11 protein-coding genes are annotated in these 14,347 nt (G+C 51.8%); 5 read left to right on the forward strand and 6 right to left on the reverse strand.

Features of this window, described 5'->3' with window-relative positions:
- Window positions 1–323 precede the first annotated feature (323 nt).
- Complete coding sequence (locus KDM89_RS06775) at window positions 324–2,231, forward strand: reverse transcriptase family protein (protein WP_212687172.1); 1,908 nt, start codon at window positions 324–326, stop codon at window positions 2,229–2,231.
- Between the two features lie 141 nt (window positions 2,232–2,372).
- The gene (locus KDM89_RS06780; protein WP_212687173.1) at window positions 2,373–2,651 is read left to right on the forward strand and encodes a hypothetical protein; all 279 of its coding nucleotides are present in this window, start codon (window positions 2,373–2,375) and stop codon (window positions 2,649–2,651) included.
- Between the two features lie 373 nt (window positions 2,652–3,024).
- Here KDM89_RS06780 and KDM89_RS06785 read toward each other — a convergent pair whose 3' ends face one another.
- Window positions 3,025–4,689, reverse strand: coding sequence for an acid phosphatase (locus KDM89_RS06785; protein ID WP_212687174.1), 1,665 nt, complete (start codon window positions 4,687–4,689; stop codon window positions 3,025–3,027).
- A gap of 168 nt (window positions 4,690–4,857) precedes the next feature.
- On the reverse strand, window positions 4,858–5,262 hold the full coding sequence (locus KDM89_RS06790) for a hypothetical protein (RefSeq protein ID WP_212687175.1): 405 nt from the start codon (window positions 5,260–5,262) through the stop codon (window positions 4,858–4,860).
- Between the two features lie 819 nt (window positions 5,263–6,081).
- Here KDM89_RS06790 and KDM89_RS06795 point away from each other — a divergent pair.
- Entirely contained in the window at window positions 6,082–7,629 is a 1,548-nt protein-coding gene (locus tag KDM89_RS06795; protein WP_212687176.1) for a M20/M25/M40 family metallo-hydrolase, read from the forward strand.
- A 354-nt stretch (window positions 7,630–7,983) separates the two neighbouring features.
- Here KDM89_RS06795 and KDM89_RS06800 read toward each other — a convergent pair whose 3' ends face one another.
- The 3 genes from KDM89_RS06800 to KDM89_RS06810 all read right to left on the reverse strand — a co-directional run bounded on the left by KDM89_RS06800 (window position 7,984) and on the right by KDM89_RS06810 (window position 11,306).
- The gene (locus KDM89_RS06800; RefSeq protein ID WP_212687177.1) at window positions 7,984–9,054 is read right to left on the reverse strand and encodes a hypothetical protein; all 1,071 of its coding nucleotides are present in this window, start codon (window positions 9,052–9,054) and stop codon (window positions 7,984–7,986) included.
- 260 nt (window positions 9,055–9,314) lie between these two features.
- The gene (chrA, locus tag KDM89_RS06805; RefSeq protein ID WP_212687178.1) at window positions 9,315–10,631 is read right to left on the reverse strand and encodes a chromate efflux transporter; all 1,317 of its coding nucleotides are present in this window, start codon (window positions 10,629–10,631) and stop codon (window positions 9,315–9,317) included.
- Window positions 10,632–10,730: 99 nt separating this feature from the next.
- Window positions 10,731–11,306 carry a hypothetical protein gene (locus KDM89_RS06810; protein ID WP_212687179.1) on the reverse strand — a complete coding sequence of 192 codons (576 nt, stop codon included), beginning with the start codon at window positions 11,304–11,306 and terminating at the stop codon, window positions 10,731–10,733.
- A 171-nt stretch (window positions 11,307–11,477) separates the two neighbouring features.
- On the opposite strand from KDM89_RS06810, the gene KDM89_RS06815 reads away from it, so the two are divergent.
- The gene (locus KDM89_RS06815; RefSeq protein ID WP_212687180.1) at window positions 11,478–12,971 is read left to right on the forward strand and encodes a coniferyl aldehyde dehydrogenase; all 1,494 of its coding nucleotides are present in this window, start codon (window positions 11,478–11,480) and stop codon (window positions 12,969–12,971) included.
- Window positions 12,968–13,636, forward strand: coding sequence for a TetR/AcrR family transcriptional regulator (locus tag KDM89_RS06820; RefSeq protein ID WP_212687181.1), 669 nt, complete (start codon window positions 12,968–12,970; stop codon window positions 13,634–13,636). The genes KDM89_RS06815 and KDM89_RS06820 overlap by 4 nt, the downstream gene beginning before the upstream one ends.
- Here KDM89_RS06820 and KDM89_RS06825 read toward each other — a convergent pair.
- Window positions 13,633–14,082 (reverse strand): hypothetical protein, encoded by a 450-nt coding sequence (locus KDM89_RS06825; RefSeq protein ID WP_329604627.1) that lies wholly within the window; start codon window positions 14,080–14,082, stop codon window positions 13,633–13,635. The genes KDM89_RS06820 and KDM89_RS06825 overlap by 4 nt on opposite strands.
- Window positions 14,083–14,347: the final 265 nt, after the last annotated feature.

Consider the following 14,347-nt stretch of genomic DNA (forward strand, 5'->3'; position numbering starts at 1 on the left):
AGTGAATTCCGGAAATTAAGAAACGTTTGTAAATTAATATTCAGGCTTTGGTTTACATGGCTGCAATCAGGCAGTAGAATCGCAGTTGGCAGGAAGGCTCTTGCAACCCGAATGATGTTTCGTCATTCTTGCAGTATGTCTTGTTATGCATCACTGAGCCGCTCTTCACTGTGCCGTATATGACTACCGGCGCAATGACGATGCGGGTTCCGTGAACCTCATTAGCGCCGGTAGTCATATACGGCGTCGAGTGGAGCTTCTCAGTACCAGAGGCTCTTCGATGAGCTTCCTGCCCTCTCTTCCTGATTGCTGTCGTTCATTTTATGTTGACTATGACAGCGAACTCTACAACTCCCGCCAAACCTTTGTCGCAAATGACGCGCGATGAACTGTATGCCCATGTCAGAAGTCAGGGTAAGGACCTCATTGTTTTGCGTGAAATGCAAAGACTGGGTTACTGGCCGCAGAGCACTGATATTCCAGCTCCCGAAGAAGAATTGCTGGAGCGCGAAAAGTTTCTCACGCAGCGACTACTGGACATGCAGTCTGAACTGGCGAAAATCAGTGATCCGGAAAAAGCACTGCGCTTACTGCAGCGCGAACGGATGGATGCCGCACGTGAACGGCGTGAGCAGACCCGGCGTGAAAAAATAAAACAGCGATATGAAAAAGCGCAGGCATTCTGGCAGAGACGGCAAACAGGCATTGACTATATTGGTGAAGACCTGAGTGCCGGACTGGTGCAGCAGCAAAGTAATGTTCAGCGCTTGCAGCAATATGGTTTGCCGGAATTTCACGATGCTGCAGGCTTGGCATCATTTCTGAATATCAGTTTGCCTGAGCTGCGCTTCTTAAGTTTTCAGCGCAAGGTCAGCCGCTATTCGCATTACCAGTATTTCTCGCTGAAGAAAAAAACGGGTGGCTTACGCGAAATTGCTGCGCCTATGCCCAGAATTAAACGTGTGCAATACAGAATTCTGGATGCTTTATTGCAGAAAGTTCCGGTTCATGATGCGGCTCACGGATTTGTCGGCGGCAAGTCTGTGCTGAGTAATGCGATTCCGCATACGGGACAGGCTATCGTCATCAATCTGGATGTGAAAGATTTTTTCCCCAGCGTAGGCTGGCGCCGTGTAAAAGGCATTTTCCGGCAGCTTGGTTACAGCGAGCAGGCAGCAACTCTGCTGAGTATGTTGTGCACCGAGTTGCCAGTCTCTCCGGTAAAGATTGACGGCCAACAGTGGCTGGTTGCACGTGCAGACAGACGATTGCCGCAAGGGGCGCCAACCAGTCCTGCGCTGACGAATTTGTTGTGTTTCGGTATGGATAAACGATTACAACAACTTGCCCAGCGGCTGGGATTCCGTTACACGCGTTATGCGGACGATCTGACATTTTCAGCGGCAGAACCTAAGGCACCGGTAGGGAAACTGCTCTGGCGTGTCAGTAAATTAATGACAGCAGAGGGATTTACTTTACATCCGGATAAGCAGCGCGTGATGCGCGCGCATCAGCGTCAGGAAGTGACCGGTATCGTGGTGAACCAGCATCCGTCCCTGAATCGCGACACCTTGCACCGGTTTCGCTCCTTACTGAATAAACTTGAAAAACAAGGGCCTGCTGGCTTGCACTGGAATGGCAATACGGATGTGTTACGTGCTGCAGAAGGTTTTGCACGCTATCTGATGATGGTACAGCCGTCAAAAGGGGCAGTCGCGCTGCAACGCGTACACCGGCTGAAAAAGCAATGGAGTGGTGCGCCTGCATTTACCGGTGGCAATGTCTGGAGAAAAACGGCGGCTGATGGCGGCGTGCCTTTACGTAAAAATGGCGCACAGTGGTGGAAAGCCTCAACTACCCCCGCACCGGTGCAGGAAAAGACAGATTTACAGCGTCGTGAGCAACGCATGCAGGAAAAACATGCTCAACTTGCACCCGACGCTTCAAATGATGCAGCCTTGCCTGAAAACAGACAGGCCGCTCCGGTAAATCATACGACGCAAAATGCGGGGGCAAACCAAAGCGTTTCCAAACTTCCACCTGTGATCAGTGCTGGTACAATGATTGCTGATCTGATTGCAGGGCTGACGCTCAGTATTCTGATGGGTGTTGCCACACCACTGCTACTGACGCTGCTATCGTTTTATGCCACGTTCAGGTTCAGGCGTAATTTCCGGCCTTTGCTTTTGGGAGTGTTGATACTGTTGCTGATATTGCATGTGATGAAGTGATTTTCAGGTATTCAGGTGGTATTGCACGATCTCATGACTGAATATCTGCTCAGAATTGCCTAAACGATATTGCTAGCTGTCGATTCGTCTTTATCCTGTAGTAAAGCCCGCGTCGTCGTGCAGGGGTGTCGGAGAAAGTGTATGGACAGAATTGCCAGTATGTTGCCGGATTTGATTCAGGATCTGGAAAATTTTCAGCGGGTATTATCTGAGCTGGCGATTGAAGAGTTCGAACTCCGGAAAATCGAGTCTGCGCTGGAAGCACGCAGCGCCCATCCTGCCAACTTTCCTGATCTCGCTAAAAAACGTGCGCAGGTCAGTGCGCTGAAAGAAGCTGCAGCGCATCTTCATTCCCGTCTCAGTGGTCGCATTGAGCAAAGGCAGCGCGATTTATTCGATCAGATGCCCACTTTCCATTAAGACGATCCAATGCCGTTGCTGTATCGGCTCATAGAGTTTCGGATCTGATGATCTGACCTACAACTGCACTTCTGATGCTGACCGGTAGTGGTCTATGGAGCGGGTGGGAACACATGCGGCGAAACGCGTTTGTCCCGGCAGAAAAATTTTCAGGAGCAGAAAAAAATGAAGCCCGCTGGAGGGCGGGCTTAAATCCAAACCGATTAAGTTTTGGAGGAGACAGGTGTAACTATACTGCGCCGCAGCAAAGTCAACCAATTCTTTCTGTGAATGTAAGATATGCGTCGGCGTGATGTCTGATGACGCACAGCAAAAAAGCGGCCTTCAATCCGATGAAGACCGCTTTTTTATTCAGAGTGCAACTGCAATGAAATCAGAATTTCAGTGTGCTGGTCAGATCACCGGGCGGCAAAGCGCGCTGAGCTTCAAATGCAGCATTACGGACTTTTAATCCTTCCAGTAAAGGCAAATCAAAGCGGCGTGTCAGGAAACGCATGATGGATGTGGTGTCGTAAAAGTTATGATCCACATGCTTTTTCTTGGCGAACGGCGACACAATAATCGCCGGAATACGGGAACCCGGCCCCCAGCGATCACCTTTTGGCGGTGCGACGTGATCCCACCAGCCACCGTTTTCATCAAACGTAATGATGACCAGCATGCTCTTCCATTGCGGGCTTTTTTTCAGATGTTCCAGAATATTAGTGACGTGCTGATCGCCCGATTCCACATCCGAATAGCCTGCATGCAGGTTCAGATTGCCCTGTGGTTTGTAAAAGGTGACCGCTGGTAATTTACCGGCAACCGCATCAGCGAGGAAGCGGTTGGACATCGGACTGTCTCCGGTTCCGCCATCACGCAAGTGTTCCGCACGTGCCGCCGTGCCGGGCGCAAATTGCTGAAAGTAATTGAATGGCTGATGGTGATACTGGAAGTTCGGTTTTTCACCGCCGCCACGGTATTCGAGGGCCGCCTGCCATGCCGCGCCGTACCAGGCCCAGCTGATGCCCTTGCGTGACAACAGATCGCCAATCGTGTCGTAAGTTTGCGGTGGCAGTGTGGATTGATCGGCTGGATCTGCGAGCAGCGGATCGCCGCCCGGTGCGGGTTTGATATAGCTTGGCTGGTAAGGTGGTGCCATGGTGTTGACCGCATAACCATCCGGCGTAATCGCACCGTCGTTGACATACTTTGGTTTGCCTTCCAGCGCAGATTTTGGCGAATTCGGATCCAGCGCCAGACGTGTGCCAGCCGGGCCATCTTCCGTGACGGCGATCTTACGTTTTGCGGCTGTCGTCGCTGCGTGGAAGTATTCCGGTGTGCGGCCGGAAATCAGGAACTGATGGTTCAGATAAGAACCGCCGAACGCTGCCATAAAGAAGTGATCGCACAGCGTGTATTCTTCCGCGACTTTCCACAATCCCAGATTGCGACTGGTTTGTCCGTAATAACCCATGACCAGCGCACCGGAGTCAGCAAAGGCGACAAACTGATCATTTTTTCCACCGTTGATCTGCATCTGATTCTGATAGAACAAATGGCATAGATCGCGGGTGATGACGGATTCCGGTAATGGTTTGCCGGTTTCATCTTTCAGTGTGAACGGCGCATTTTCCAGGCCGGTAATTTTGTCTTCGCCAATCGAATACTGTTTGCCACCGATGTTCTGGCTGCGCGGCACCATGCCGCCCCAGATTTTCGGTAACTGCGGCAAAACACTGCCATCACGGTCTTTTTGCAGATACGCGTCAGCACTCAATCCGGACAAGGGTTTTGCCAGACCCGGAAAGTTGGCGAACAGATTATTAAAGCTGCGGTTTTCCAGATAAATAATCACCACATTCTGGATATGCTGCTTCAGTTTGGCATCCAGACTCGTTGCTTTTACCAGCTGATCCGCGGCTGTTGTTGTGCCGGTGGCGGCGAACAAGCCGCCGGACAAACCGGCCAGCGCAGCACCTTTCAGGAGCTGACGACGTTGCGGGGCTTCGGGTTCAATGGATGAATTGGCAGAACCTGCCGGAAGATTTTTTTGCATAACAGACCTTGTAGAAAGCGTCGCGAGGCAGACGCTGACAGAAAACCGTGGGCGTGAAATTCACGCGGTTTTATCAGACCATACAGTTTGGCGGAAGTTTCGTGCAGTCGTGTAACGAAATACAGCAGTGCCCGTTGTGAGCGGGCGCTGTAAAGAAAAGAGAGGGAATTAAACTGTGCTGCGGCCGGACGGATACATTTCGTCCTGCAGAGAGCGGAACTCAGCTTGCGGCGCTGCGTTGATTTGCTGTTTTTGCTGCTGTAACTGGCGCAGCTGATTTTCCTGACGCTGAATTTGCAGCCGTACGCGCAGAAATTCAGAGACGTATAAACGGCTGGTATCCGATAAATTCTGATGCGTGCTTTCGCAAAACTCGCGGTAGGTATTTTGTCCCTGAGCTTTGGCTTCTTCGGAAAAACTCTTCCATTGCTGAGTCAGCTGACGGTTTCTGTCGATCAGTACACTCTGCGAGCGAGCCTGCTCATGCAAGGCATCGATCTCTTCCTTCAGCTGCGCAATCTGGTGATCAAGCCAGCGCAAATACAGCCATGAAGACTGTAGCGGGCGAAGCACCTGTTTTTTGAGGCTGGAAGGCATAGTAGGAATACGGAATCTGTCAAAGTCTTATCAGAATTTCGAGATTATATATTAACCCTGACATTTCACGAGAGAAATGTTTAATAGAATGCAATTTTATGCGTTATTGTTAAAAACTGTGTCATATACCGCACAATCCGTGTGTTCTATTTTTGCTGAATTTTTACGCAAACGTTTGCACTCTGGTTACACCCTGATGCAACTCTGACGCTTAGAACTCATTTCATCAATACCCGCGAGATGCGTTTGTCTCATAGCGCGGGCTGGCAAGGGTGTAGCAGGAAATTCATGCAGCAAAGCTGCATGCCTGCGTAACGATGTGCGCTTACCAGCGCACATGCGCCCTGCAAGGGGGCGAGGCAGTGAATAGCGGTGCTATTCACAACGCGTCCAACGCTGTCCAGCGTGCGCTATGAGGCAAACCCTCCGGGAACGGAGGTGCCGGGCGCATTGCTTTGTTGCGTCGCTTGCGCAGGCACCAGCCTGTGCTGCGCAACGGCGCCGCGCACTGCATCCCGGCAACTCGCGTTCGCACTCGTGGCTATTGATGAAATGAGTTCTAGATACAAAGTGCATCATTGTCACAACGTCATTCAGAAAAATTTCCCGTTTTGTAAGACAAATTGTCAGCTTTTATGCTGACCGAATGTATGCTGACCGCGGGCGAAAACAAACATCCAAGATTGCTGCACGATCAGTAATCACGCCCTAACCAGTGCAATCCCGTACGGCGGGCTGTCTTCACGAGAGCACGGCACGCCGCATTTTGAATGTTCAAATATGGAGAAGCGGTCTATGCATCAATTAAAAAAAGCAGCACTGATCGTCGCTGCTGGAATGGCGTTCAGCCAGTCCGGATTTGCGGCGGACAAAACCGTCTGGATTACCCTCGGAGACACGGCATTCCAGCAATTACAGCAAGCGATCCCTGCTGTACGTTCTGTGCAAAACAGTCAGCAATCGGTAGCCGGATTCAAAGCGGCAACCCATCACAGCGAAGCGGTCCATGTGGTGCAACTGAGCGAGACCCAGTTGCTGAAACTGTCCGGCATCGTGCATCAGAAGCTGAACCGTTGCGGTGGCTTCATTCAGCACAGCAGTAAGGAAGAAGCCGTTACCGCGCTGTATGCGCAGCCAAAAACACTGGCGGCACTGGCTCGTCCTTCTTATACCATTGACAATCAAACGATTGTCAGCCCTATGGTTGCGCAAATGCAGGCGACGAATATCGCGCAAACCATTATCGATTTATCCAACTTCACGAACCGTTATTACAAAACCACTGCTGGTACGAATGCCTCGAACTGGTTGCTGAACAAATGGAAAACCATGAGCAGCGCCCGCAGCGATATTCTGGTGGAGCAGTTCACGCACAGCAGCTACCCGCAAAAATCCGTGATCCTGACGATCAATGGTACCGACAACGCGGCGGAAACCGTGGTGCTGGGCGCGCATCTGGATTCGATTAATCTGAATGGCACGACAGAAACCACCCTCGCACCGGGTGCGGACGATGATGCCTCCGGCATTGCCAGTCTGACGGAAATTCTGCGCACGATGCTGGCCAATAACTACAAACCACGCCGCACAATTAAGCTGATTGGCTATGCCGCGGAAGAAGTCGGTTTGCTTGGCTCGAAAGATATCGCCGCCAGCTTCAAGGCGAAAAATGCGAATGTGGTCGGTGTGATGCAGCTGGATATGACCAATTACAAAGGTTCGCCGCTCGATATTTATCTGTACACCGATTACACCGACAGCGCACAGAATCAGTTTGTCGCGAATCTGATCACGACTTATCAGCCGACCCTGAAAATCGGTTACGACAAATGCGGCTATGGTTGTTCCGATCATGCATCCTGGTACAACCAGGGTTATCCGGCATCGATGCCGTTTGAAACGGCGTTTACACAAGATAATCCGAATATTCACACCGCCAACGACACTTTCCAGAATGCGGGCGGTAATGCTGACCATTCGCTGAAATTCGCACGTCTTGGTTTGTCATTCGCGGTGGAACTGGCCAGTGACGGCCCTGCAGTGGGCGACAAAGTCGAAAACTTCAGCGGCAGCCTGACCAAAGGCCAGAGCAAGAGTTTCGGCCCGTTTAAACTGAAAGCCGGCGGCACACTGACGGCCAGCACGACCGGTACCGGTGATATGGATTTGTACGTACGTAAAGTGTCGGTGCCAACCACCACTACCTACGATTGCAAATCGGACGGTTCCAGCTCTACCGAAAACTGTAGCGTCAACAGCACCACCAATACCGATGTTTATGTACTGGTCAGTGGCTACGCGGCAGGTAACTACGCGCTGAAAGTCAGTTATCCGGCGCAGTAAGCTTAATTCTGCAAGGCCGTTCACATCAGAAAAAGCCGCGCTCGTGCGGCTTTTTCTGTTTGTACGATCAGTTTTTGTCATGGATAACAGCTGTCGTCATGCCGGAGCAGTTCTGAAAAACGGCCAAAGAACAGCCAAAGAACAGCTTTGGACTGGCTTTTTCAGCCTGAAAACACCTGAAATGCGGTGTTCAGCACAGCAGTCTGGCGGTCGTCGGCAGAAAGTCTGGCTGTCCGAAATCGCCGGATGACGAATCCGGCACATTTTGTGAGCAGTGCAGTGCGGCATTCAATGCGGACAGTTGGAGGAGTTTTGCCGTGCTGGTGTACGGTGTCTGAAATCTGGCTGCCAGGCTCAGTGATATCCGAACGCAGACAGCATCATGTTGATATCGCCGGTTTGCTGCAGAAACCGAATGTCTCTGTCCAGTGCCGTGACGATCTTTTGCAGGTTTTTTGCCTCTTTTTTCAGTTGGTTCACCTGCACACTGATTTTTTCGTGACGGGAAATGTTGTAGCGCTGCCGGAATGTGTCGGTCATATACTGAATTTCAGAGCGCAATTCCTTTTCCTGTTCCGCCAGTACCTGCAGGTAATGCTGTAATTTTTCTTTGCTCAGGCTGGCAAGATGCTGCTGGTCAATTTGCTCCAGCCTGAGTTGCAATTCCATTAGCCGTAGCAAGTCCCGTGCGTCATACGCGGCATTGACTTCCTGCATCAGGCTATTTTTTTCAATGCGCTTTTGCTCATCCTGTTCGCGGTCCGGATGCAGCATGCTGGCCAGCTTACGATAGACTTCGCGTATCGACAGACTGACTTCCTTTTCCTGTTGTTCAATACGGGCTTGCTTTGCTGCTTGCCGGCGGCGTGCATGTTCGCGTTTTGCGTTCTCTGCTTCAGTTGCGGCGTCGTCTGCGTTTTCCTCTGCAATCTCTGCTGCAGATTGCGCCTGTTCTTGCTGGCCGGTATCAGCATCATCCGTCACCGTTTTCAGTTCATCCTGCAAGTTTTGCTCTGCGTAGCCTTTTTCAGCGCTGTGTTCCTGATCAATATCGATATTGCACCAGTATGAAAATATGGCCTTCAGCGCCGGTTCACTGTCGGTATCCAGTATCTCTTTGCCGAGGCTGTAAATCAATTCGCCGATGATTTTCTCAAGTCGTTTATTGATTTGTGTCTGTCCGGCGGTCTGATCAATCTGTTTGATCAGCTGCACTTTTAACGCGTCAATGGCCCGTACCTGAGGGTAATATTCATGGGCAAAAACCACGTCAAATGCGGTGATATCTGCTTTCAGCGTAGCCAGTGTCTGCCGGTATGTATCAATTTCCTCGATCAGCGTATTGAAGCGTTTCAGATCCTTACTCAGTGCGTTTTCTTGCGCAGCCGCGCTGATTTTCAGATTCGTTGAAATAGAAATAGTCATGTCTTTCGTGGCAGCTAAAGCACAGCCGGATACGTCGCTTTGTGAAGGACCGTATTGTATCCTTATCCGTTTTCGACACGGGCTGGTACGGGCTGATTTCGTGCTATGCAGGCTGGCTGCCACCGACAGGGCTGAAAATACCCGCAAAATACCCCGAAAACACCCGAAATGCGGAGTCCAGCACAGCAATCCCGCTGTCGCCGGCAGAAAGTCAGGCTGTCCGCAAACGTCAAATGACGATGTTTGCATAACGGATGGCCTCAGTTCAGCATGTGCCATCCAGCACGTAACACTCCTGTCAGTAGTGCGAGGCCAATCAGGGGCAGGGCGTTGATTTTTTTACTGAACAACAGGGCGGCGGCTGCAATGCAGATCAGAATGCTGCTCCAGTCGGGCGCTTGCCAGCCTTGCGGGAATAGCACCGGCACGGCGAAGTACAGAGTTAAGTGCAGAATCAGGCCGGAAACCGCAGCGCCAATCGCATTCAGCGGACTATGCAGCGATGGCAGATGGCGGGTGGTTTCGATCAGCGGTGCACCGGCCAGAATAAATAAAAACGATGGTAAGAAGGTGAACCAGACCACAATCGCCGCCGCCAGCAATCCCGATGGCGCCATACCGAGCGCCGCAAGCGGCAATTGTCCGCCTGCCAGAAAACCGATGAAGCACACAATCATAATCAGCGGGCCGGGCGTGGTTTCGCCCAGTGCCATGCCATCCAGCATTTGCGCACCACTGATCCAGCCGAACTGGCGCACCGCCGCATCTGCCACATACGGCATTACGGCGTACGCACCGCCAAAGGTCATGAATGCCGCTTTGGTAAAGAACCAGCCCATCTGCGTATACGCATGCGTCCAGCCCAGCGCAGCGATCAGTGTCAGCAGCGGTGCTGACCATAACAGCAGAAAGCACACCACAATGCGCGCTGCACGCGGCCATTGCCAGCGTGCATGCTCAGGCAACGGGGAATGATCATCAATGATGGCGGGGCCGGCAGATGTTTGTCCGGTTTTGTGACCGCTGCTGGCAGGCATCTTATAAAGCCAGCCGGTCAGTGCCGCAATCGCCAGCACCGCTGGCACCGGCAATTGCAGCCAGCTGACACCCGCGAGGCTGCCCAGCGCCAGAAGCAAGCCCAGCGGATGTTCCATCGTTTTTTGACCTATCTTCCATGCTGCATGCAGAATCATCGCCAGTACCACCGGCTTCAGCATGTCGAATGCGCTGTGCATCAGCGGATGATTGCCAAAGCGCAGATATAGCCAGCCCAGCGTGCTCAGCAACACGAACGAAGGCAGGATAAAGCAGACACCGGCCAGCACGCCCCCGCGCGTGTTATGCATCAGCCAGCCCAGATAGGTAGCTAGCTGCTGTGCCTCCGGCCCCGGCAGCAACATGCAGTAATGCAGCGCATGGGTGAAGCGTGCAGGCGAAATCCAGCGTCGCCGCTCGACCAGCTCCTGATACATCAGCGAAATTTGTCCGGCCGGTCCGCCAAAGCTGACCAGTCCGAGCCACGCCCAGAAGCGCGCCGCTTCAGTAAAGGAAATCCTGGGTGTTGTGCTTGAATTCATGTTGGCCGGAAGGAGCGGAGATGCGGCGAGTATAAAAGAAAACGTCCGGCACAAACGATGCCGGACGCAGTGGTCTGTTGCAGATTCAGCGTTAAGAAATCAGCGGCCGTACATCCGCTTTTCTTTTTCTTCGATCAGGTTTTGCACGATCACGCAAACCGCATGCGCCTGCTCCGGTGTCAGGTCAATGTTTTCAATCACAGAACGTTTGAAGCGGATGCCGTTGACCAGGCCGCTGGTTTCCACGAAACCCAGTGTCAGCTGGCGGTTCAGAAAATAATAAATAGCGGCGATGATAAAACCGATACCCGCTACCAGAAAGAAATCGCTGGCACCGGAACTGCCTTCACGGGCATGACTGTTCAGCACGGAGAATGCAAAAAACAGGAAGAACCCGAAAATACCGGCCGCCGATTTCCACGGCTTGTGATAACCGTAATAGCTGGAGCAAATATTTTGCAGCGGAATAATGCGCGCCTCGTTGCCTTCGATGGAGCCGGACGCAAATTCCAGTCGTTCCGGACTGACGCGTATCGTGGTGGTCGGGTCAATTTTGACCAGCGATAACAGCCATGCCACCAGCCCGCCTTTGCGGCCGGTAATGCTGACGTAATTGTTAGCACTATCGACCGGTTTCTGATCAGCTTTCCATTCTTTGATTACGAGTGCGCTCATGCGGTTTCCTTATGATTTTTATGGGGAATTGGCGGATTGGCCAAGAGTCGGATCATAGAGGAATTGTTTTTAAAGTTACATGTAAACGCGGAAATCTGCATAAAAATGCAACATTGCTGCCAGCGCAACAGAGTTGTCTCTGTGTAGCTTTGTTTTTAAAAATTTGGACAAATGTCCAAAAAAGTGCAGAATAGGCGTACCAATACAGTCAACACGGCGGGGATGAACATGCATCAGCGGGCAGAAACAGCGGTACAACAGGCGGCGATGGAAGCGATACTGGCAGCGCAGAAAACAGCTTACGGCAAAGAAATGTGTCCGCCGTGGCAGTTGCGGCGTGATCGTTTGCAGCGTTTGCGTACGCTGGTGAAACAGCATCAGTCCGAGATTGCGGAAGCGATCAGTGCTGACTTCAGTTACCGTCCGCAGGAAGAAACCCGCTTGCTGGAAGTGTTCCCGTCGCTGGCAGGCATCAGCCATGCCTTATCACATGGCCGCAGCTGGATGAAACCGCGTCGCCGTCGCACGGGATTCTGGTTTTTACCGGCCCGTTCCCGCCTGTTGCCGCAACCGCTGGGTGTGGCTGGCATCATGGTGCCGTGGAATTATCCCTTGTTTCTGGCAATCGGCCCGCTGACTGCGGCACTGGCCGCAGGCAACCGCGCCATGATCAAAATGCCGGAACTGACACCGGCATTTGCAGCGCTGTTTGAACGCCTGATCGCCCGGTATTTTGCACCCGAAGAAGTCGCCGTGATCAATGGCGATGCTGCCATCGCACAGGGTTTCAGCCAGTTACCGTTTGATCATTTGCTGTTCACCGGTTCTACCAAGGTCGGGCATGAGGTAATGCGCGCTGCCAGTACCCATCTGACACCGGTGACGCTGGAACTCGGTGGTAAATCGCCCGCGCTGATTTGTCCTGGCGACGGCAGCGAAGCCGCTTTGCGTAAAGCCGCCGAAGCAATACTGCGCGGTAAATGCGTGAATGCAGGCCAGACTTGCATCGCACCCGATTATGTATTGCTGCCGGAAGCGCAGCGCGACGCTTTTATCCGCATCGCCGGTGAAGTATTTAGTAGCCTGTATCCGGCAGAACGCGCAGGCAAGGATTACGCCGCGATTGTGTCTGAGCGCCATTACCAGCGCCTGCAACATCTGGTGCAGGATGCAGTGGATCAGGGCGCGCAGGCGCACCAACTGGGGCAGGGCGCAATGCAGTACAGCCCGCGTCAGATGACGCCGGTATTGCTGACCGGCGTGCAGGATCAGATGACGGTGATGCAGGAAGAAATTTTCGGGCCGGTGCTGCCGGTGGAAACCTATCGCAGCCTGCCGGAAGCGATTACCCGCATCAACCAGCGTCCGCGCCCGCTGGCGCTGTATGCGTTTGGCCGCGATACATCTGAAATCAATACCGTGCTGAACAACACCATTTCCGGCGGTGTAACGGTGAATGACACGCTGCTGCATATCGCGCAGGACGACTTGCCTTTCGGCGGCGTTGGCCCCAGCGGCATGGGCGCTTACCACGCACGCGAAGGTTTCGATACTTTCTCTAAACTGAAACCGGTGCTGTATCAGTCGCGCCTGAACCTGACATGGCTGGCGCAGGCACCGTATACTGCGCGGTTTGAATGGCTGTTGAAATGGATGTTGCGATGACGAACGCAGAAGAATCAGCAGAAAATCCTGCGGTAAAAACGGAAGTAAAGCCAGCAGTAAAACCGACAGTAAAATCAGCGTCACAGCGCGCGAAAGCACCCAAAAAAAGCGCGCTGAAAAAACAGGAATTACTGCAACAGGCGCTGTTGCTGCTGGCAGAAAAAGGTTTTGCCGCGCTGAATCTGCGCGATCTGGCCAGCCGCGCCGGTATGTCGCTGGGCCTCATCCACTATTATTTCAGCGATAAACAAGCACTGCTGATCGAAGCGCTGCAATTGTATAAATCCGGCTTCATCGCACAACTGCACACCACCTTACTGCAAGCCGACGACGCCGATCAGCTAATCAACACCGCCGTTCAGGTCTTCACCGCCATCGCCACTGAACCGCAATCCCTGCACCGCCTGTGGTACGACCTCAAAGCGCAAGCTATGTTCGACACCGCCTTCCGCGAGGTCTTGCATCAGACCGAACAACAATTAATCGACCTGTGCGCCGTCTTCCTGAACAAACTAAAGCACCTGCGCGGCACCACCAGCCCCTTATCGCCATTGGACTTATACCTTTTGCTCGACAGCCATTTGCAATACGCGATGCTGCATCAGGGCGAAGAAAAAGCCAGCGGGGAATGGCTGGCTGGGGTTATAAGAAAGGAAATTAATTAGCGATTTCTTTCTCTATAAAACCTTACTGACTCTAATATTTGATCACTTGTAAGTTTTTTAAGAAAGGCGATTAGTTGAGGTGAATATTGGTAAGTATTATGATTTTGATTTTTCCAGCAATAAATTTCATTGTCTTTTATTTTGTGGTGAAATATTATGGCGTCGAAAACATGGCTATTAAATTTTTGACCTCGAATGTTGCTACCTATTTCGGCTAATATTGCCTTTCTTAATAATGGATGCGATTTATTTGGATCTATATGTTTTGATACCAATAAAATTGATTCATGTTCATCTCCATTTACTCCAACAATAATATCTGCTGATTTAATCTTTTTGGTTGATTGAAGATTGACTTTAAAGATGGTTAAAAATCTTCCAGTATCAATTTCGTTATCTTCAAGTTCTTTTGTTGTTTGTGATATCGCGGAAAGAAATTCAAGCACCGCTGGCTTCTTTTCGACGCTTGAGCCTATAAATGAAATCGGATCTGGTGGCGCTGAAAAGCTAAGAGGTAGAAGATTAAGGTTAACTTCGTTTGCAATATCAAGTTCGAAAATGAAAAATACTATATCTCTGAAATTGGGCGCTGTTGCACAAATCCTGAACAGGTCGAGACACCCCTTCCCCCAGACCGATTTACGCCACCGCCACCGTGCATGGACGGCCCAGCATGCTGAAGCGATTCAAGATGGCAGCACGCACTTGCAG

This window comes from Cognatundibacterium luofuense (assembly GCF_018139685.1).
GTDB classification, from domain to species: Bacteria; Pseudomonadota; Gammaproteobacteria; order Burkholderiales; family Burkholderiaceae_D; genus Undibacterium; species Undibacterium luofuense.